Source organism: Parabacteroides sp. FAFU027 (assembly GCF_022808675.1).
GTDB lineage: Bacteria > Bacteroidota > Bacteroidia > Bacteroidales > UBA7332 > CAXXIC01.
This window is the reverse complement of record NZ_JAKZKV010000003.1, coordinates 333,313-353,748: the sequence shown is the minus strand read 5'-3', so window position 1 is coordinate 353,748 and position 20,436 is coordinate 333,313. Positions and strand designations below refer to the sequence as shown.

The window sequence follows — 20,436 nt, the reverse complement described above, 5'->3', positions numbered from 1 at the left end:
ATAAGGGCTTTACTAAGGTGAAGCCCTTTTTTTGTGATTTGTCTCAAAGGGGGACCTTAATGCTAAACCAGTTCACTCAAAAGGTAAACTAGTTTAGGTTTGAGATAGGAGAGATCTCTATCGTGTAGCTAAAACCATAACAGTCTCAGACAGCGAACATCAATAATACAAGTCTGAATTGAAATTATACAGTTTGAAAACTTAAACAATTCTACCGGATATATTCCCTAATCAACAACGCTGCCTCAACGCCATGCGTACGTTTATTGGTTTCCAGATCGATATAGGAGCAGTCTTTGAGTATAGAAATGATTCTCAGGATTTCATCGTGTATATGAAAGGTATCCTTGGTAGCTGCTAGTACCAATACCGGACAATGAACTGTCTCCAACGTATTCCAGATTTCATAACCGGAAATCGCCAACACCGTTTTTTTAAGCTTGACCACGTCGGCACTATCCAGCGCTTTAGCCGAGATATTCACCATCTCCGCGTCGTCCCGTTTGTTGATGATAAAATTACGCAGGTACCATTTGGCGAAAGATTTCAATGTGATACGCTCAAATCCCAGGGTTGCTTTGATGAGTTTCAGACTCCAGTTAGGATAATGAAAGACAGGCGTTGGCACGACAAAGACCATCTGGCGGGGTTTGGCTTTGAGAAAACGATAACTCTCGACAATGACGGGAACTCCCATGGAATAACCGATCAGGATATAATTCTCATGAATCAATCCCAGGGTCTGAATAATCGCCACAATATCAAGTCCGGATGTGATAATATCAAACTTGCCACTTCCATTCACCTGCGAAGAGGCGTGGTCACGGGTTTCGATGTAGTGAAAAGGGTAATCACGGGTCAGTTCATAGATCACACTACCGAAACTCTCCGGGATTGTGGACAATCCCCCAACAAACACGATTGTCGTATTTCGGTCCGTTACAGACGGGGAATAACTAATCACCCGTAGTTTCGTTCGCTTCTCCACGGCAATCATCTGTTCGTGGCATTTCGCGCTTTCATGGCAAAATAGTGTCGTTTTGCTGCCCATGTGACTGTTTTTTATATCAATGAATAGTCCAGAAAGGGGGTGCTATGTAACAGGGAAACGATTTTATCTGTCTCATTTTTCATTGAGCCGATATACATATTGGACTCAAGGGTAATGTGAAGCGGGGCACGGAAAAGTTTCAGATAAGTATTCTTTTCGTGCAATCCAATGGATAGGAAGTGAAACTTTTCTTCGAAGGCAATATTCCGGGCCCGGGTTAGGAGCATTTCCAATGCTTTTTCATGCCCGCTTTTACAGGCAAATGACCGAATGTACAATACCCGTACAGGCTCGTTTAACCGGGGAAAACAAAGACCCGGCAAAGCATTTACTGTCGCGAGCATTATCTTCTGCAAAATCTTCACCTTTAACAATACCTCTTGCTTCCATTCATCCGGATTTGCCAGAGCGATAGCTGCAACAACTTCCTTACCGCAAACAGCTGTTATGATCCGGCATTCCCTGAGATTTGTTTCACTTTGAATCTGGGCAAACTGGTACTTCATCATGAATTTATCCAGAAATCCGGCCACATCCGGATTTGCCAAAACCTCCACCGTTTGATATTTATCCGGCTTCATTTTTAATGGCGAAGGAATAATCTGAAAGACATTAAACTTTCCCGCATCCAGACCCAACGGAAAGAACAACCGCCCCTGAAAGAAAGGCACAATGGCTTTGTTACCCGTCGTTATGGCACAAAAAATCAGATTAGCATTTAACGCGTTCAGTTTCTCAATGGTTGCTTTAGCCAACCGTACTGCAACGGTTGAGCGTTGGAAATCAGGATGTACTTTGAAATCTCCCAGGTAATAGGCCTTTTCTTCTTTGCCTTTAATATAAACGGCTATTTCCGAAATAGAACCTGAACCAATAATCTGATCGTTACATTCCGCTACAAAAGTGTAAAAAGGACCGCGTTGGCGCAGTAACCCAAAGAAATCAGGCTTCCTATCCACGAAAAGGGTGACATTCCCCTTCATCGGAGTCAGAGCGGTTAATTGCAATAAACCCTCATTGTCATAAGGTAAAGCTTCGCGGATAACTATCGGGGAGTATGCCGGCATTAGTCAGGTCTTTCAACTAAAACGCCCAAAACCGGTATTAGTTTTGGGCGTTAGGCATTTGCTATTTATTTGATAGGACTATGATCAAAACCCACCTACATTCAACCTTCCTCCGGTAAGGCATTTTCCGCTGAGGGAGGATGTCGGAATTGTGCTGCTCAGGATCGCATTTTTAATTTCAGCAATTGAGGCATTGAGGTGAATGGAATAATAGAGAGCAACGGCTCCAGTGACATGGGGAGTGGCCATGGAGGTGCCACTATAGATGGCGTAACCGGAAGTAACCTGTCCTTTCTTTGAAATTGGTACGCTTGAATAAATACCGTAGCCGGGAGCGCCAAGATCGACATTGGTTGCACCATAGTTAGAGAAACTGGCTAATCCACCATTGCTCATAATGGCAGCGACAGATATTATATTTGCGTTTGGATAAGCAGCCGGATAGGATAGTGTAGCGTCGATATTACGGCTTTCATTGCCCGCTGCTGCAATAAATAGTATCCCTGCATTATTCGCCCTTCCAATGGCATCCTGCAAGGATTGGGAGAATCCGCCTCCGCCCCAGGAGTTATTGGTTGCGATAATGTTAACACCTTCCAATTTTAATGTGGTGAAATAATCCACTGCTTTAATGGCATTTGCGGTTGTTCCTCCATTTTTACCCAGGAATTTTCCACTGAGGAACCTGACTTTCCAGCAAACGCCGGCAACACCTTTGCCATTTCCACCTACTGCACCGATAGTGCCGGCAACGTGTGTGCCGTGTGCATCCCCTGAACTATTGAATATTTGATTGTTTCCATTGACAAAGTTCCAGCCATACACGTCATCAATGTAGCCATTACCGTCATTGTCGATGCCATCACCAGGTATTTCACCTGGATTTGTACCGACATTTGCAGAAAGATCTTCATGGGTGTACATGTACCCTTCATCAATAATTCCCACATAAACTGAAGCTGAGCCTGTATAACCTTTAGCCCAGGCTTCTCCCGCCTGACATCCGTATTGGTTTTTAGTTGTCGTTGCATCACCGTACATTCCCCACAATGAACCATTGGTGTAATACGGATCATTTGGGATAGAAGAAGCATCAGTGGTATAAATGTAATTGGGCTCAGCGTATTCAACGCCTTCCAGCTTTTTCATTATACCAACAGCATCCAGGGCAGACATAGGAACTTTAAGCAATACGACACCATCATTATCACCGGCATGTTTCATGGCGTGAGTGAGGATTTTTTCGGCAACCTGGGCGTTGACATGGTTGAGTGCATTTTCACGTGCCGTAGCCGAAGCTCCAGCTTTAAATTTTACGATTACTTCGTTGGGAACATATTTTGCTCCATTGTCAGAAGCATTGGTGGAGCGTAACTGCACTTCATTGGAAGATAATGCGTTCAGGGCGGATTCGTCATTCGAACAACTTTGCATGAAAATAGCTGTCCCTCCCACTAGGAATGAGATAGCCACAAGTGTGTTTAGAAAATGCTTTTTCATAGCTTATAGTATTTGGTTTAGGTATAAATGGAGAAATGTCAACGGTAAAAAGGAATATCGTCTTTAACGGAAAGTGATTGAAATGATATTCAATATTAGCGATTCAAAGGTCAGGCCTGTTTATGGCAAATCAGGTTTAGGTGCTAATTAAAAACAACAAAGTTTCGGGGTTTGTTGAGACTAAAGAGTTAATTAATAATTGCATAAAACAACAGAGCCGCAATGCTTTAGACACTGCAGCTCCGGTATTTATGAAGGATAAGAGTTTATTGTTTTACTAATTTATTGACAAGCGGAATTTGGTTTAACGGCATATCGTTTTTAATCATATAATAGATGAATACCGAGATCAATAGGGTTCTGTAAGCCATATTCAATGGGATGGATTGTAAATCAACCAGCATATAGGCTGCATAAAGCCCCAACGTAATCAACGTATAGAGTCCGATGCGCTTCAGATCATATTGGACGGGGTAGTGCTTTTGTCCGATGAAGTATGACATGATCGTTATGATCAGATAGCTGATCAACGATGCCCATGCGCAGGCGATATAACCGTACTTAGGCACAAACAATACGTTGAGCAGAATGGTCAATACACACGCCAAAACGGAAAAATAAGCCCCGTATTTGGTTTCATCGGTCAGTTTGTACCAGAAGGATAGATTAAAATAAACCCCGAACAAAAATTGCCCGATCATCACAATCGGTACTACCCGCAGTCCTTCAAAATAATCGGGAGCAATGATGTACTTCAACAGGTCCATATAGAACATGATCCCCAGGTAGATAAGGCATGATGCGATAATGAAATATTTCATTGCATCAGCATATAATTTCTTGCTATCGGCTCCTTTTTGTTTGGAAAAAACGAATGGTTCGTATGCAAATCGGAAAGCCTGGGTAAACATTACCATTACGACTGCAATTTTAAAGTTTGCCCCATATACCCCCAGTTGTTCCATCGCGGTTTTTTCGTTCGGGATCAGGAATGGAAAGAGGATTTTATCGGCTACCTGATTAAAAATTCCGGCAATTCCCAGGATCAATAACGGAAAACTGTATTTTACCAACTCCTTCAACAGGCTTTTATCCAATACATATTTGAATCCGAGTAGCTCAGGTATTAACGCCATCATCATGACGGCGGTAGCAATCAGGTTCGATATCAGGATATACCCCACGCCGTAGTCGGGTCGGTAGAACCAAGATATCCATTCCGGATGGGATTTGTGGATTGCAGGGCAAAATATCAGGAAGAAGAGATTAAGCGCAATAAACAGGATAATGAACAGCATTTTGATAGATGCAAATCTTATCGGTCTGTTTTTATAACGCAGATAAGCAAAAGGAATGGCGCTGAATGCGTCGATAGATACGATTATTGCCAACAGAAAAATGTATTCCGTGTGGTTACCATAACCTAATGGCGCGGCAAGCATCGGAGCCAGGAGTATGCTACTTCCGGCAAACAACAATGACAGAGCACCGATAAACAGGACAGAGGTAGAATACACCGTAATCGGATTTTTATCCGATTTATTGGCAAAACGGAAAAAGCCGGTTTCCATACCGAAGGTCAGGATGACCAGAATCAAAGCCGTCCAGCTATACATATTCGTGACCATTCCGTATTCGGCGGTGGACCCTAATTGACGGGTGTAAAGTGGAACCAGACACCAGTTGAGGAATTTCCCAAGAATGCTGCTAAGGCCGTAAATCACGGTATCCTTAGCCAGTTTTTTCATTGACATAATTGAGTGGTAAGATGTAAGTCGTACGTCATAAGAGGTATGTCGAAAATGACTTTTGTATCATTGAAACTGTTATCACTGCTTGCGTGTAACTCCCCTGTCTCTATCCTTTGGAGAGGGACAGGGGAGAGGTCTTAAAACAAACTTCCCTGCTCCGAAAATCTTTTCCGGTTGAGGTGCTCGTAAGCCAGGTCGGTGGCTTCACGCCCACGGGGGGTCCGTTTGAGGAAACCCTCCTTGATCAGGAACGGTTCGTAAACCTCTTCGATTGTACCCGCATCTTCACCCAGTGCCGTAGCGATGGTGGTTAGCCCGACGGGACCGCCTTTGAATTTATCGATGAGCGTGAGCAGGATCTTGTTATCGACTTCGTCCAGACCGTATTTATCAATATTGAGTGCTTCGAGGGCATATCGGGCAATGGCGATATCGATTTTTCCATTGCCTTTGACCTGAGCAAAATCGCGCACTCTGCGCAGCAGTGCGTTGGCGATACGGGGAGTTCCGCGGCTCCGGGAGGCAATCTCTCCGGCCGCCTCCTCCGTGCAGGGAGTTTGTAAGATCGCGGCAGAACGACCGATGATGGAGACCAACACTTCGTTGTCATAATACTCGAGGTGACTGTTGATCCCGAAACGGGCACGCAGCGGGCTGGTCAGCAAACCGCTCCGGGTAGTGGCACCGACCAGGGTAAACGGACTCAGTTCGATCTGGATGGAACGCGCACTCGGACCTTTATCCAGCATGATGTCGATGCGGTAATCCTCCATCGCCGAGTACAAATACTCTTCCACGACCGGGCTCAGGCGGTGAATTTCATCGATGAAAAGCACGTCGTTGGGCTCCAGACTGGTGAGAATACCGGCCAGGTCACCGGGTTTGTCCAGAACAGGTCCTGAAGTCACCTTGAAGCCGACATTCAGTTCATTGGCAATGATATTCGAGAGGGTGGTTTTTCCCAATCCGGGAGGGCCGTGGAGCAGAACGTGGTCGAGCGATTCGCCACGCATACTTGCCGCTTTTACAAAGACTTTGAGATTTTCCACTACCTTATCCTGACCACTAAAGTCATCGAAAGATAGCGGGCGAAGGGCTTTATCCAGATCCTTCTCTTTCTCCGAAAGCTTTTGCTCGCGTATATCGAAATTTGATTCCATGCAATCGTATTTATATGGACAAAAGTACGAAAAAAGGGAATACAACTTTCTGTCATCAATTTAGGAGAACGGATTCTTCAACTTAAAAATACAAAACTATCGCATTGAGCTCCGACGGTCAAACAATGGCCTCCGACATTCGCACAGTGACCACCGACGATCATACGGTGGTCTCAGTCGGTCGCACAATGACCTTCGACACTGACACAATGACATTCGTCGGTCGCACAGTGGCTTTCGCATCTGACACAATGGCATTTGTTACTCACACATTGATCTCCACAGGTCACACAATGACCATCTTCAGTCGCGCAATGATATTCTTCGCCTGCGCAATGACGATCACAGGTTGCGCAATGGCTTTCATCAAAATCGCATTTTCTTCCGTTATTCAAAGAAGCACTCGCAGGCAAATGGATTATCTTTGTGTTAATCAAATTATTTACTTCAAAAGTAGAGGGATATATGGAAAACTTTGAATTTTACAATCCGGTGAAAATCCTGTTTGGGAAAGATCAGTTGAAGCAACTGCCGGAGCAAATCGATAAAGATCAGAAAGTGCTGTTGATCTATGGTGGAGGCAGCATTTTCAAAAATGGAGTATATGAGCAGGTGAAATCGGCGTTGGATGGTTATCAGGTGCTGGAATTTGGCGGCATCGAACCCAATCCCCGCTACGAGACGGCAATGAGAGCGGTGGAACTGATCAAGACCGAAAAGGTTGATTTTCTGCTCGCAGTAGGAGGTGGCTCGGTGATTGATGCCACGAAGTTTATCGCAGCGGCGGCGCTTTACGAAGGTGAGGATCCGTGGCATATACTTTCCCGCAGGAAAGAGGTGAAAGCCGCGCTGCCGTTTGGAGTAGTATTGACGTTGCCGGCAACCGGCTCGGAGATGAACAATGGGGCGGTGGTTTCGCGGGTGGAGACGCAGGAAAAGTTCGCCTTTTCCTCCCCCAATACCTTCCCGCAGTTTTCGGTATTGCTGCCTGATGCCGCAGGCACTTTACCCAAGCGTCAGGTGGCGAATGGGATTGTGGATGCCTATGCGCATGTATTGGAGCAATACCTGACCTATCCGGTCAATGCACCTTTGCAAGATCGTTTTGCCGAATCCATCCTGCAAACGCTCGTTGAGGTGGCGCCTGCTGTTTATGCCAACCCTGCCGATTACGATGCGATGTCCACGCTGATGTGGTGCGCCACTATGGCGTTGAACGGGTTGATTGGCTCTGGCGTTCCCGATGATTGGGCGACCCATTTGATAGGACACGAACTGACCGTGTTGCACGGGCTGGATCATGGGCAGACATTGGCTGTGGTTTTTCCCGGCATTTTCAGAGTGTTGAAAGAGGAGAAAAAAGCCAAGCTACTCAAGTATGGGGCACGGGTGTGGGGCATTCGCGAAGGCTCAGAAGAGGAGAGGGTAGAGGCTGCTATTAACCGAACCGAGGAGTTCTTCCGTTCACTTGATGTGAAGACAAAACTGAGTGAATACCATATTCCGGAAGAGACAATTGAGGTGATTGCCCAGCGGTTTGAAAGCCGGAGATGGACGGCCATTGGCGACCGGGGGCTGGTGACTCCCGATGTGGTGCGAAAGGTATTGGCTACCCAGTACAAATAAAAACAGTAGAGACGTGGCCTGCCGCGTCTCTTTTACTCTTTGACAAACGTCCCTTTGTTCCACCGGAGAGTGATTGCCGGTTTGATAAGCGGCTCTATTTTCTTAAAATCCTCTTTGCCGAGAAAGTTTTTGACATCAAGCGTGACGATAAGCTCGCTTTTGTCTTTTGCAAAAGCATAACTGAAAAATGGAATATCCAGAAGTTCCAATGTTTCCGGGGATTTCTTGTCCGCTACGATAAAATCGGCTAAAGCAATATTGGGCATAATATCCGAAACCTTCAGGCTTTTCCAATTGGAGGTGAAAAAACTAATCTTGCTGTCACAAGCCGGTGCGCAAGCTGTCCGGATAACTGCGATCACTTTGGCTGTATCGTTGAGAGGCAACAGTTTCATCTGGAAGAGGGATGATTCGTTCATCTGAAGCGTAAGTTGGTCGTCTGCCAGCTCTTTCAACTCCGATTGCCCTTTCAGCAGATTTTCCACTTTGGCCGTTTTTCCTGCTTTGTACAGGTCAATCAAATCTTTCCGGTTTGCCGCATTCAGGTAGTCGGCAATATCTTCAGGCATACTGGTGAAAAACGGAGAGATATATTGAGCCGGAGCATTCAGCGTGAAAGCTGCCATTGTCAGCGCGAAAAACAGTTTTTTCATAGGTCGTTTTATTTCGAACCCAAATATAAGAAAAACATTCCCAACAATACCAATAGCAGGTCGATAGCTTTGCTTTTGATGTTTTTTTCACGGAGGAATAGCGCTCCGCAAATAAACGAAACCACCACACCGCTGCGGCGTACCATCGAGACAATTGAAATCATCGAGTCGTCAAAACTTAATGCGTAAAAATAGACGAAGTCAGCCATGCAAAGGAACAGCGATATCAGAATGATGCTCCAGCGCCACTCAAACGGGGTTGACTTCTTACGTTGCGGATACCACATAATCATCAGGATAACCGCCATGATGGCAAACTGGTAAAAGGTGTACCATACCTGCACGGTCATCGGGTCGAAACTTTTCAACAGGTATTTATCGTACAGTCCGCTCAGGGCTCCTGTGGTCGTCCCCATTACCATGAAGAAAATCCATTTGTTGCTCCGGAAATGAATTCCCTCTCTTTTGCCTGCCTGAGAGAGGAGGTAAAAGGAGAAAATAGAGATGCTCACCCCAATCCACTGATACATATTCAACCGTTCGGCAAAGATAATCAGCGCCCCCATTAGCACCATAATCGGTTGGGTAGCCTTGATGGGGCCGGTAAGGGTGATGGGAAGGTGTTTGGTGGCAAAGTAGGTAAATATCCATGAGGTTAGCACAATGACCGCCTTCGTGATCATGTAAAGGTGGGTCTGGAAATCAACCTGGGGCACATACACCAGTGTGCCTTTGAGCCAGTCGGGCTGAGTATATGAAATGATAACCAGCGGCAGAAAGAAAAGACTGCTAAAAAGAGTATTCAGAAACAGCACCGGGATGACCGCATTGTGGTCCAGTGAAGTTTTTTTGAAAAAGTCATACATCCCCAGCAGGGCTGCCGATAGAAAAGCGAGTAATAACCACATGTTTTTAAAGTTATACGTTATACGTTTTACGTTATAGGTTTTAGGTGTCTTCGGTGGTCGATTTAGGCTTATAGGTTTTATTAAAATATGAATGGTTTTGAATTGAGGACTATCCTTGATACCCTCAATCCCTCATTCCTTCAATCATTCATTCAATCCCTCAATCATTATTTCCCTTGGATACTCAATATCCACCAGAAACAACGCATGCGCCGGAGCCGATGTGCCGGCTTTGCAACGGTCTTTTAGCTCGATGACGCGTCGGAATCCTTCGAGGTCGATTTTACCGCGGCCCACTTCAAAGAGCGTTCCCACCACTGCCCGAACCATGTTTCGCAGGAACCGGTCAGCCTGGATGGTGAAAACCCACTGGCCGTTTTCCTCTTTCCACTCTGCCTGCATCATGCGGCAGTTGTTGGTCTTCACATCCGTATGCAGTTTGCTAAAGCTGGTAAAGTCGGTGTATTCGAAAAGGATTTTCGCCGCTTCGTTCATTTTGGCAAAATCCATTTTCCCATGAATTTTGCAGGCCAATTCACCGCGGAATACATCCTTCTTATCCGTTACATAATATTTGTAGGTACGTGAAGTGGCATCGAAACGGGCATGAGCATCCGGTTTTACGGGACAAATAGCGGAAATGGCAACGTCACGAGGAAGCAATCGGTTGAGCTTTTCACACAGTTGTGCCGGGTCATCCAGCGGAACTTTCGTGTCAAAGTGAGCCACCATCAACGCGGCATGCACGCCGGTATCGGTTCGTCCCGCTCCGGTGATGCTGACCGGATGGCGTAAGATAGTGGAAAGAGCCTTTTCCAGCTCCTCCTGCACCGTAATGCCGTTGGGTTGAATCTGCCAGCCGCAATAGTTTTTACCGTTGTATGAGAGATAGATAAAGTAGCGCATTGAAGTCGTCCGGGTATCGGGTATAAATAAAAAGCTGCAAATGCCCCGTGAGGAAGTATTTGCAGCTTTTCTATGGTTCAGATAATATTATTTTTTTGCCTGATAGCGTTTGTTGAGCATGTCAATCACTTCATCGGTAATGTTGTAAGCATCTTGTGCGTAAAGGACATTATCAAATGCAGTGTTGCTCAGAATCATGTGATAACCTTTGGTTTTGTTATACTCTTTCAGGAACGAGTTTACAGAGTCACGAAGTCTTTCGTTCATTTTTTGTTGTTCTGCTACAAGCGCTGAAGAAAGGCGTTGGTCAAGTTGTTGCAGCTCCTGTTGTTTGCCCAACAGACGTTGCTGTTCGCTTTCAGCTCTGTCACGTGAAAGGAAAGCGTTGTTTTCCACTTTTTTCTGGAACTCAGCCATTTCTCCTTGCAGCACACGTCCTTTCTCATTGAGGCTGGCACGTGAATTTTCCTGTTTACGGAGCAATGTTTCGTTGAGGTCTTTGGCCAACTGATAGTGAGTCAGCAGAGAGTCAACATTTACGTACGCAAGAGGCAATTTGGTATATTTTACGGAGTCACCGACTTTGACAAAGCTTTGAACTTCACCGGATTTCTTATTCGATTTGAATTGCAGTACAAATAGAATGACTACAGCAACCGCTAAAATTCCGTTTAAGATGTAATTGATATTCTTCATAACATTGTGTAATGATGGTTTTTAATAGATTAGTTTCTCAAGGTTGTTTTGTTGCGGCGGCAACTCTTAAAAATGAAAAGTTAACCGCAGCCCCAAATGTTAAAGGTTGGGCCTGCAAATATACGATGATTCATTTGGAATTATCAAGCTAGAGCGCTTCCGTTTTTTTAGAATAAAGAAAGTGGATTGCCTATTTAATCATTTTTAATGGTTGGTTAACCCGCCTATCCCCGATTAATTTTCTACATTCGAACTATAAATACAAACATTATGACTATTAAAGATTTGAATCCAAGAGTAGTTTGGGCTTACTTTGAAGAGGTAACCCGTGTACCCCGTCCGTCAAACAAGGAAGAGAAAATTATAAAATACCTCAGGGAGTTTGCCGAATCTAAAAGCTTAAGCCAGAAATCGGATAAGGCAGGAAACTTGTTGATTTCCAAACCAGCAACACCGGGATTTGAATATTTCCCCACCGTCGTTTTACAATCACATGTCGATATGGTTTGTGAGAAAAACAGCGACACCGAACATAACTTTGAAACCGACCCTATCCAAACAGTTGTCGATGGAGAATGGCTAAAAGCAAAAGGGACAACCCTGGGAGCTGATAACGGTATCGGTATTGCAGCTCAATTGGCGGTACTGGCATCGGACGATATTCAGCACGGACCGGTAGAATGTCTGTTTACCGTCGCTGAAGAGACCGGATTAAATGGTGCGTTTGGTCTGGAAAAAGACTTCTTTACAGGAAATATTTTACTAAATCTCGATTCAGAAGAAGAGGGTGAAGTCTTTATCGGATGCGCCGGTGGAATTGATTCAACCGTGATTTTTCCTTATAATAAAGTAGCAGCTCCAAAGGATTTATTCTATTTCCATGTGGCTGTATCGAAACTCAAAGGTGGTCATTCCGGCGATGATATTGATAAAGGCTATGCAAATGCCAATCAATTACTGGCCCGTTTCCTTTGGAATCTGAATGAAAAGTTTGGCCTGACTCTGGTGGAAATCAACGGAGGAAACCTGCATAATGCTATTCCCCGTGAGGCAAAAGCCTTTGCCGCTGTTCCGTTTCAATACCGGGAGCCGCTACGCATTGAGCTAAACCATTTTCTGGCTGATGTGGAGGATGAATACAAAACCACCGAACCGAATTTGCGCATTGACCTGGAGTCTGATTCTGTACCCGAAAATTGCATCGGAAAAGCCGATTCTGACAAGTTGATCAGTGCTCTCTATTCCTGTCCGAATGGCGTACAGGCGATGAGTCATGCGATACCCGGGCTGGTTGAAACTTCTACCAATTTGGCTTCGGTGAGAATGCTTCCTGACCAGACAATCAAAATCGTTACCAGTCAGCGCAGCTCTGTGGAGTCAGCGAAATACGACATTGCCCACAAGGTAGAGTCTCTTTTCAAGCTCATCGGGGCAACAGTAACTCACGGTGACGGTTATCCCGGTTGGGCGCCCAACACCGATTCGCCGATTCTGAAAGTTGCCGTTGACACACACAAGGAGTTATTCGGTTACGAGCCCAAAATCAAGGCCATCCATGCCGGACTGGAATGTGGCCTTTTCCTGAAGAAATATCCCGGGCTGGATATGGTCTCTTTCGGACCGACCCTTCGCGGTGTTCACTCACCGGATGAACGGATTCATATCCCTTCGGTCGAATCCTTCTGGAAACACCTTTTAGCGATATTGAAAAATATTCCTCTGAAATAGGCGTTGTACTATTTTAATTTGTTGTATCTGATGCAACGCTAATATATATGATAATGAAGTTATTCTCAAACATAGGATTCACATTACTGGCAATCATAGCTCTGGCATTTACCTTTTCGTGCAGCAGCGAGCTCGATTTTTCCACCAATCCGGCGGATAAGCTGACCTTCTCGGCTGATACGGTTCGGTTTGATACGGTATTTACCTCCATTGGTTCTTCGACCCGTCAGTTGAAGATCTTCAACCGGGGCAAAAAGCCGCTCAAGATTGAATCCATCAATCTGGCCGGAGGTGATGCCAATGGTTTTTCTGTAGTGGTTGACGGACAGAAAGGAACCTCTTTTTCCAATATCGAAATCGGTGCCAAAGACAGCCTTTTTGTCTTTGTCGAGGTGAAAGTCAATCCGCATGATGCCAACAATCCGATTTTGATTTCCGATTCTCTCATGTTTCGGTTAAATGGCAATACCCAGAAAGTACGTATGGAAGCTTACGGGCAGGATGTGATAATTTTACGGGGAAAAACGTTGAAATCAGATACTACATTAAATGCAAATCGTCCATTCCTGATTTACGACAGCCTGATTGTCGCAAATACCTCAAAACTTAATCTGGCTTCCGGTGTAAAACTCTTTTTCCACGATAAAGCTTTCTGTCGGATCGATGGACAAATATCGTCCAAAGGAACAGTTCAGGAGCCCGTTGTCTTCCGTGGCGACCGTATGGACAGGATGCTGAGCGATTTGCCTTATGACCTTTACTCCGGTTTGTGGGGAGGTGTATCTATCAGTAGAAATAGCTATGGCAATGAGATGGAATACACCCAGATTCGTAACGGAATGTATGCCCTGCGACTGGATTCGGCAAATACCGATAATGAGAAAATCAGATTGCTAAACTGTAAACTCACGAATGTGATGGGTACGGTATTTTCGGCAATGAATTGTAAAGTGACGGCTTACGGATGTGAGTTCTCCAACGGTGGAACCGATGTTGTGGCGTTGAATGGTGGCGATTATTCATTCGTTCATTGCACACTTGAAAATCATTTCCTGTATGATAATGGAGCTTTTAGCTCATCGCCTTATGCCTTGCATTTACAGAACTACAAATTGACATCAGATGGTGCATGGAGTTTTTGCCCACTGGTAAAAGCCGATTTTCTGAATTGTATTCTCTGGGGAGTCAGAAGTACAGATATTAATTTTGACAATAAACCCAAAGGCTACGCTGTAAATACTGATTTCAAATATCATTTCGGAAACTGTTTGATTAAATCAGACGGAACTGATGATGCCGATTTTGTCTCTACCATTTGGAATAAGGATCCTAAGTTTATCAACGAAGGCAACAACTATAAGTTTGACTTGCGGTTGGATTCGGCTTCGGTTGCAATTGATGCTGGAGATTATGGTTCTGCACAGGTTTGTCCGGTTGACATGCTTGGACATTCCCGGTTTGCTGACAGTAAACCAGACCTAGGGGCATACGAACGAGTGAAATAATATTCATAGAAACAGAAAACAAAACGCGTTACCAGTTACTTGCTGATTTAGAAGTGATAGGTAGCGCGTTTTTGTTTCAGGTAAATGAGACGACCATGAGAAAAATTGTTTTGCTTTATGTCTGGCTTGTGCAGACAGGCGTTTATGCTCAGGAAAACCTGCGGGTCATGTTTTACAATACGGAGAATCTGTTTGATTGCCGGCATGACTCTTTGAAAAATGACCAGGACTTTCTTCCGGAAGGTAAATATCACTGGAGCCACACCCGCTATCGCAATAAATTGAATAATATCGCCAAAGTAATCACTGCGGTAGGCGAATGGCAAATTCCGGCGTTGGTCGGTCTGTGTGAGGTGGAGAATGATTCCGTGTTGATTGATCTGACACATCATTCGCCTCTGAAAAATCTTTCCTACCGCTACGTTATGACGCATTCCGCTGATGCGCGTGGAATTGATCTCGCCTTGCTCTATCAGCGCGACCAGTTCCGTTTGCTTGGGTATAATGCCTATCATGTCCCTCTTCGGTATCCCACCCGCGACATCCTGCACGTTACCGGTCAGGTCATTAATCACGATACCCTCGATATTTTTGTTTGCCATTTTCCATCCCGATTGGGCGGAGAAGATCAATCCAACGGTCACCGAATCGCGGCAGCAAAAGTGTTACGGGAAAAAGCAGATTCTGTCATTTCAGTCCGAATGCATCCTTCTGTCGTTATTCTGGGGGATTTCAATGATTATCCTGATAATGAAAGCCTATTCAAGATATTAGGTGCCAAATCGCCAACAGAAGTTTCTTCCATTTATGCAAATCTGATGTATCCGATGCTTGATGATCGGGAGCATGGTAGCCATAAATTTCAATCGGATTGGGGAGTTTTGGACCAGATAATCGTCAATCGTGCTCTCCTGCAATCTTCCCGTATTTCGGTGAAAGAAGGCAAAGCGCAAATATTCCGTGCCCCATTTCTTTTGGAAGAAGATAAAACCAACGGAGGAGAACGTCCTTTGCGTACCTTCCTGGGATTCCGCTATCAGGGCGGATTCAGCGACCACTTGCCGGTTTGGATGGATTTGGTGGTCCAATAAAAAGTAAAGACAACAAAGGACAGAGATAAGCACTGTCCTTTGTTGTCTTTATAAGCCCGATTTTGTTATTTTCTGGTTGAACGCTGAAAAAGATCTGGTGTGATAAAAGTTTTTTAATTGTTTATCTTCTTCAGAATCCAGATATCATAAAATTGTGGAGTATATTTGTTTCTGATACGTCGACATTCTTTGACAGCATCTTCTACTTTATCAAAAGTTGCTATAATAACTCTGAACATTTGCTGTTCATTTAATGCCAGAACTATTTTATACCCTTCATTTTCCATTTTGGATTTTAGTTTCAATGCATTTGTCTTATAGATGAAACTGCCTATAACAACAGAATACCTTTTCAATTGTATTGAGTCAGTTCCTGAGTTTGATTGCTGATCACTTACTATCTTTATTTTTTCCTGAATCAGAGATGGCGTATTGTCCTTATTGCGGTCATTTTTGCCTTTTGTTTTCAGTGGTTTATTATTTTCAGTAGAGGACTCATTTTCTATTGAATCAATAGACTGATTTGAAGCCTGAGTTAGTTTGTTATTTTGATCAGAAATATTTTTTACTTTCCTCGGAGGCTGCTCGCTAAGTATTTGGTCTGAATTTTTCTTTTTCTTCCCTAAAGCGAAATATACCCCAACTTTGACCCCATATGCAAATTGTTTGACGTCGTTGACTTGAGACGAACTCAAAACTCCATTATAATTGCCGTTGGATTCGTATATTAATTTGTTTTCTTTCAGAAGTATATTGTTTAATCCATAATTAAGATAACCTCCCAGATATATACCAATGTGATTATTTAATTGATGAAGAGTTCCTAAATCAACTGTCAGTGCATAGGATGTTTTCATTGTTAAATCTCCTTTTGGACGATTGGATATTGTGGTAAACCCGTATTGAGGCAGATTACTAAACTCCACATTCCATTGGCTATAATATCCGGTGGTTGTAATTTCTCCACCTGTGACTTTATAGGTAGTTTTGAATGGAGAAGAAATCTTACCTCCGAGTCCTAATAATAAATGATCTTTATTACTCAATCTTTGTCGGAATTGAAGAGTTAATGGGATTTCCCAAAAAAGACCATATTGCTTTTCTTCCCAGTTTTGAAATTTTGCCCGAAATTCATACGAATCGTTTTCAAAGTCTGTCTCCATGTTCTTAGACGTAAAATTCAGAATTGAATGTCCGGAATAGGTGCTGGCTCCAATTCCTGTTGATATCCCCCAGTTGGAATTTAGAAAGTGTGAATAGTTGACGTTAAGCAGATAACCTGCACTTCCTTGAAAATGATTGGAACTCTCCTGAAAGCTATACTTTAGATTATGGACGCCTCCCCCTCCAAGAATTGAAAAATAATCTTTAGCATCTTGAGAGCGTAATGCTATACATGGAATTAAGAGAAATATAGTTATAAGTATCTTTTTCATCTTATCAGTTATTACAGGTTTTATCATTTCAATGAAGCTCATTTTGTAACGATGAGCTTAAAGGTTTGGTTAAATCCTTTTTCTGATTTGGCTTGTCCGATATAAGTACCACTGGGTAGAGATAAATTCAGAGTAGTTATTTTCTCAACTTTACTTTGCGTGTAAATCGCTTTTCCTTCGCTGTTGAAAATTGTAATATCGGTATTCTCAATATCTTTTTGATCCATTCCTTCAAAAACAATAGAGCAAGACTGATTCGCATTTAGAGGATTGGGGTATACTTTCGCTACTGGTTGAGATGAGGCAGCTTTATTTATTGTTTTAGGGCATGTATTGAATATTGATCCGTCTTTTGTTGTTACTTGTAAAGAATAAATACCATCAAGATCGTTTGGATCATAATAATACTGCTCTGTTGCTCCAACGATGGAATTTCCGTTTTTAAACCATTGATAAGATATAAAATCATTCTCGGTATTGTTGATCAGAATTATATTACCAAATTTCGTAATTAGCTGATCAGCCGAAACGTCAATCTTGAAATTAAAAGGATAAGGGGTACTTTCAATGCCTAATGCATTTCTCATAATTAATGTACCGGAATAGTTACCGTATTTTGCCCCTTGAGGAATCGGTATCGTTAATGTCCCATTAATGGAAGCCGACGGTAAATTAGAGAATTCTGTATTAATAAATCCTGCAGATAGCGCTTTGTCATTAAATGTGATTTTGTACTGAGTGGGGGTGCCACTTTGAGTTACATAATCCATCTTAAAACTCGACGTTTCGCATTCTTGAAGATAAGGTTGCAATGATTGTATCGTAACTTTATCAGATATTATTGCATTGGAAATTACTAATGCTTTGGGTGCGTCATAGTTTGCAGTGTCCTTTCCTGACAATATATAAGTTACAGTAATTACTTTATCAGAACCAATTTCAGGAGAATCATAATTTGCCTGAGCAGAAACCTGTATATCATCTCCACTTACCAAATTGGATAAGGATCCTGTTGAGATGATATTGGCTGTAGTTGTTGCATCATGCATTTTGTTCGTAGTTACCTGGGTCGACTCTATTATCAGCTGTCTTTTGGATATTGACGCGTTAAGTGATGGAAGCTGAGGAAGTGTATAATTATTTGCATCTGCTCCGGTAATACTTAGCTCTGGTATAATCACCGATTTGTTTAAGCCTACATTCTTGTCAGAGAAATGAGCGTTGTTTATTGTGATGCCAACTTGATCCCCGTCAATAATCCCAATCGGATATACATCAGAGATATTAACAGAAGTATTGCCGTCATATATTTTATTATTGACTGTTGCATTTAGCCCAGTTAAAGCAATAGGTGTAATTGAACCATTTGTAGAAAAATAGTCTTCTGGTGCAATATATTTATATGCGTCAGGTCCTGAAATTGTATAAGATACGGTGATTTTTTTATCATTTCCTGTATTTTTACTGTCGTATGAGGCGGAGCAAGAAAGAGTGACCTGATCATTGCTGGCCAAGTTGCTTAAATGAACACTTGAAGAATCAATCAAAGCTTTCACCGTTGAATCATACGTTTTTGAAAGGGTAATAACTGGAGCATTAGCCGTTAACTGACATTTTTTTGTAGTAAAACTGACTTCATTTCCATAACTCGTACCGGCTCCGTTTGTAGCATAAGCTCTGACATAGAAAGTAGTATTGTATGCTAAATCACTTACAGTAGATACGAAAGCTCCTGTATCTGTTGCATTACCATTGTCTGTATGTTGATCTTCGATTGTGGGGGTACCTGTCGTATTCCAGCATATTCCATATGAAGTCGGGTATGGCATTCCCAGGTTTTCTATTGTACCATGACCAACTGCAGTCGAACACGATATATCACTTACTTCTTGAGTTGTAACAGTAGGTGCCGTAAGGGTGTCGTAAACTGTTATATTGATTTTAGTTTGATAGCTTCCGAAATCGTTAGTACCGATAATGGTATATGTAGTAGCTGGAGAAGTTACTGTGGGAGTTCCATTGATGGAGCCTGTTTTTTCGTCAAAATACAATCCAGAAGATAACTCCGGAGTTATTTTGTATAAAGGGGATCGGGTTATTTTTCTTATTTTGTTATTTAATTGGTCGGCAAAAATGATTACCCCACTTGTGTCAACGGCAATTCCGCTGGGTGAGTTTAAGGTTGCATTTTTGATAAAACCATCTGTACTGCCTGCTATCCCTTGTCCGGTAATTGTAGATACATTTCCGGTCGTAGAAATTTTACGGATTGCGTTGTTATCAACATCTGTTACATACAAATTCCCATTTTGATCAATAGAGATGCCATAAGGATTGTTAAATTGAGCAATGTCAGCAGAACCGTCTATTTGACCTGATTGACCATTTCCAGTAAATGTGAAAACTGTATGGTCGGGTGTGATTTTCTTTATTTTATTATTCCCTCTATCAACAACAAATAAGTTGCCCAAATTATCAATGGTGATTCCGGTCGGATAGTTAAAACTAGCATCTGTGCCAATTCCATCTACATCACTTATAAACCCACTTCCTGCAAAAGTGCTGACGTTTCCGTCTTCGGAAATTTCTCGAATAGTACAATTCCCAAAATCGGTAACGAAAATATTACCGGAGTTATCACTAACTACACTCATTGGGAAATTAAAGCATGCATTGTTGGATTGTCCGTCGATATTACCGGATTTCCCGCTTCCCGCTATTGTAGATACAATTCCGTTTGGAGATATTTTTCGGATTCTGTGGTTGTAAGTATCTGCAACAAATAGATTCCCATTTTTGTCTATTGCAAGCCCTGTTGGATAATAAAACATAGCTTCAGTCTGGTACCCATCTTTAAATCCGGCTTTTCCACTGCCAGCAAACGAAGTTACCAGCCCATTTTTACTGATTTTCCTTATCTGATGATTAAGCTGATCCGCAACAAATATGTTTCCATCTTTGTCAACAACGACACCGCTGGGTTGATTGAAGCTAGCAAGTACTCCCTCAGCATTAATTGCCCCTTTTGAGCCATCTCCTGCTATGGATGAAACCTGAAATCCTCCGGTTACTAGCCCACCTTTGTCCGTCGGTTGTAATGTTTGAATCATTTTCCCCAATTTGTAAAATTGAGGAGTAACGTAACTAAATTCAGGTAGTTGTGCAGAAATCTTCCAACTCACCCCTAAGATAACTCCTAGTAGAAATAACCTCTTCATAACCTTAAAATTAAATACCTTCTTCTATTCTAAAATCACAATATCCATCTAGGCTTCACACCTGGAGGGTTTATCTTTATTTGTTCCAGTTTAAGTAGCTCAAGGCTATACCGGATATTTTGATAAAAAATAAATTCAAA

General features: G+C 42.9%; 15 protein-coding genes. 4 read left to right on the top strand and 11 right to left on the bottom strand.

Going from position 1 to position 20,436, the window contains the following annotated elements:
• Nucleotides 1–211: 211 nt before the first annotated feature.
• From MLE17_RS06810 to ruvB, 5 genes are all read right to left on the bottom strand, one after another.
• Entirely contained in the window at nucleotides 212–1,051 is an 840-nt protein-coding gene (locus MLE17_RS06810) for an alpha/beta fold hydrolase (RefSeq protein ID WP_243348004.1), read from the bottom strand.
• Between the two features lie 11 nt (nucleotides 1,052–1,062).
• Entirely contained in the window at nucleotides 1,063–2,118 is a 1,056-nt protein-coding gene (locus MLE17_RS06805; protein WP_243348003.1) for a GNAT family N-acetyltransferase, read from the bottom strand.
• Nucleotides 2,119–2,202: 84 nt separating this feature from the next.
• Nucleotides 2,203–3,618, bottom strand: coding sequence for a S8 family peptidase (locus MLE17_RS06800; RefSeq protein ID WP_243348002.1), 1,416 nt, complete (start codon nucleotides 3,616–3,618; stop codon nucleotides 2,203–2,205).
• A gap of 266 nt (nucleotides 3,619–3,884) precedes the next feature.
• Complete coding sequence (locus MLE17_RS06795) at nucleotides 3,885–5,375, bottom strand: lipopolysaccharide biosynthesis protein (RefSeq protein WP_243348129.1); 1,491 nt, start codon at nucleotides 5,373–5,375, stop codon at nucleotides 3,885–3,887.
• Between the two features lie 131 nt (nucleotides 5,376–5,506).
• Complete coding sequence (gene ruvB, locus MLE17_RS06790; RefSeq protein ID WP_243348001.1) at nucleotides 5,507–6,529, bottom strand: Holliday junction branch migration DNA helicase RuvB; 1,023 nt, start codon at nucleotides 6,527–6,529, stop codon at nucleotides 5,507–5,509.
• A gap of 465 nt (nucleotides 6,530–6,994) precedes the next feature.
• On the opposite strand from ruvB, the gene MLE17_RS06785 reads away from it, so the two are divergent.
• Entirely contained in the window at nucleotides 6,995–8,155 is a 1,161-nt protein-coding gene (locus tag MLE17_RS06785) for an iron-containing alcohol dehydrogenase (RefSeq protein ID WP_243348000.1), read from the top strand.
• A 32-nt stretch (nucleotides 8,156–8,187) separates the two neighbouring features.
• Here MLE17_RS06785 and MLE17_RS06780 read toward each other — a convergent pair whose 3' ends face one another.
• The 4 genes from MLE17_RS06780 to MLE17_RS06765 form a co-directional block, all read right to left on the bottom strand.
• Nucleotides 8,188–8,808 (bottom strand): DUF3256 family protein, encoded by a 621-nt coding sequence (locus tag MLE17_RS06780; protein WP_243347999.1) that lies wholly within the window; start codon nucleotides 8,806–8,808, stop codon nucleotides 8,188–8,190.
• Between the two features lie 8 nt (nucleotides 8,809–8,816).
• Nucleotides 8,817–9,716, bottom strand: a complete 900-nt coding sequence (locus MLE17_RS06775) for a DMT family transporter (protein ID WP_243347998.1) — start codon at nucleotides 9,714–9,716, stop codon at nucleotides 8,817–8,819.
• Between the two features lie 144 nt (nucleotides 9,717–9,860).
• The gene (gene truA / locus MLE17_RS06770) at nucleotides 9,861–10,622 is read right to left on the bottom strand and encodes a tRNA pseudouridine(38-40) synthase TruA (protein WP_243347997.1); all 762 of its coding nucleotides are present in this window, start codon (nucleotides 10,620–10,622) and stop codon (nucleotides 9,861–9,863) included.
• 87 nt (nucleotides 10,623–10,709) lie between these two features.
• A complete protein-coding gene (locus MLE17_RS06765; RefSeq protein ID WP_243347996.1) occupies nucleotides 10,710–11,318 on the bottom strand; it encodes an OmpH family outer membrane protein in 609 nt (202 codons plus the stop codon).
• 270 nt (nucleotides 11,319–11,588) lie between these two features.
• Between MLE17_RS06765 and MLE17_RS06760 the strand changes: the two genes are divergently transcribed.
• From MLE17_RS06760 to MLE17_RS06750, 3 genes are all read left to right on the top strand, one after another.
• Nucleotides 11,589–13,046 carry an aminoacyl-histidine dipeptidase gene (locus MLE17_RS06760; protein ID WP_243347995.1) on the top strand — a complete coding sequence of 486 codons (1,458 nt, stop codon included), beginning with the start codon at nucleotides 11,589–11,591 and terminating at the stop codon, nucleotides 13,044–13,046.
• Nucleotides 13,047–13,099: 53 nt separating this feature from the next.
• A complete protein-coding gene (locus MLE17_RS06755) occupies nucleotides 13,100–14,551 on the top strand; it encodes a choice-of-anchor Q domain-containing protein (RefSeq protein WP_243347994.1) in 1,452 nt (483 codons plus the stop codon).
• Between the two features lie 95 nt (nucleotides 14,552–14,646).
• A complete protein-coding gene (locus MLE17_RS06750) occupies nucleotides 14,647–15,642 on the top strand; it encodes an endonuclease/exonuclease/phosphatase family protein (RefSeq protein WP_243347993.1) in 996 nt (331 codons plus the stop codon).
• 113 nt (nucleotides 15,643–15,755) lie between these two features.
• Here the strand turns inward: MLE17_RS06750 and MLE17_RS06745 are convergent, their stop codons facing one another.
• Nucleotides 15,756–17,078 carry an SPOR domain-containing protein gene (locus MLE17_RS06745; RefSeq protein WP_243347992.1) on the bottom strand — a complete coding sequence of 441 codons (1,323 nt, stop codon included), beginning with the start codon at nucleotides 17,076–17,078 and terminating at the stop codon, nucleotides 15,756–15,758.
• Between the two features lie 38 nt (nucleotides 17,079–17,116).
• The gene (locus MLE17_RS06740; protein WP_243347991.1) at nucleotides 17,117–20,296 is read right to left on the bottom strand and encodes a YDG domain-containing protein; all 3,180 of its coding nucleotides are present in this window, start codon (nucleotides 20,294–20,296) and stop codon (nucleotides 17,117–17,119) included.
• Nucleotides 20,297–20,436 lie beyond the last annotated feature (140 nt).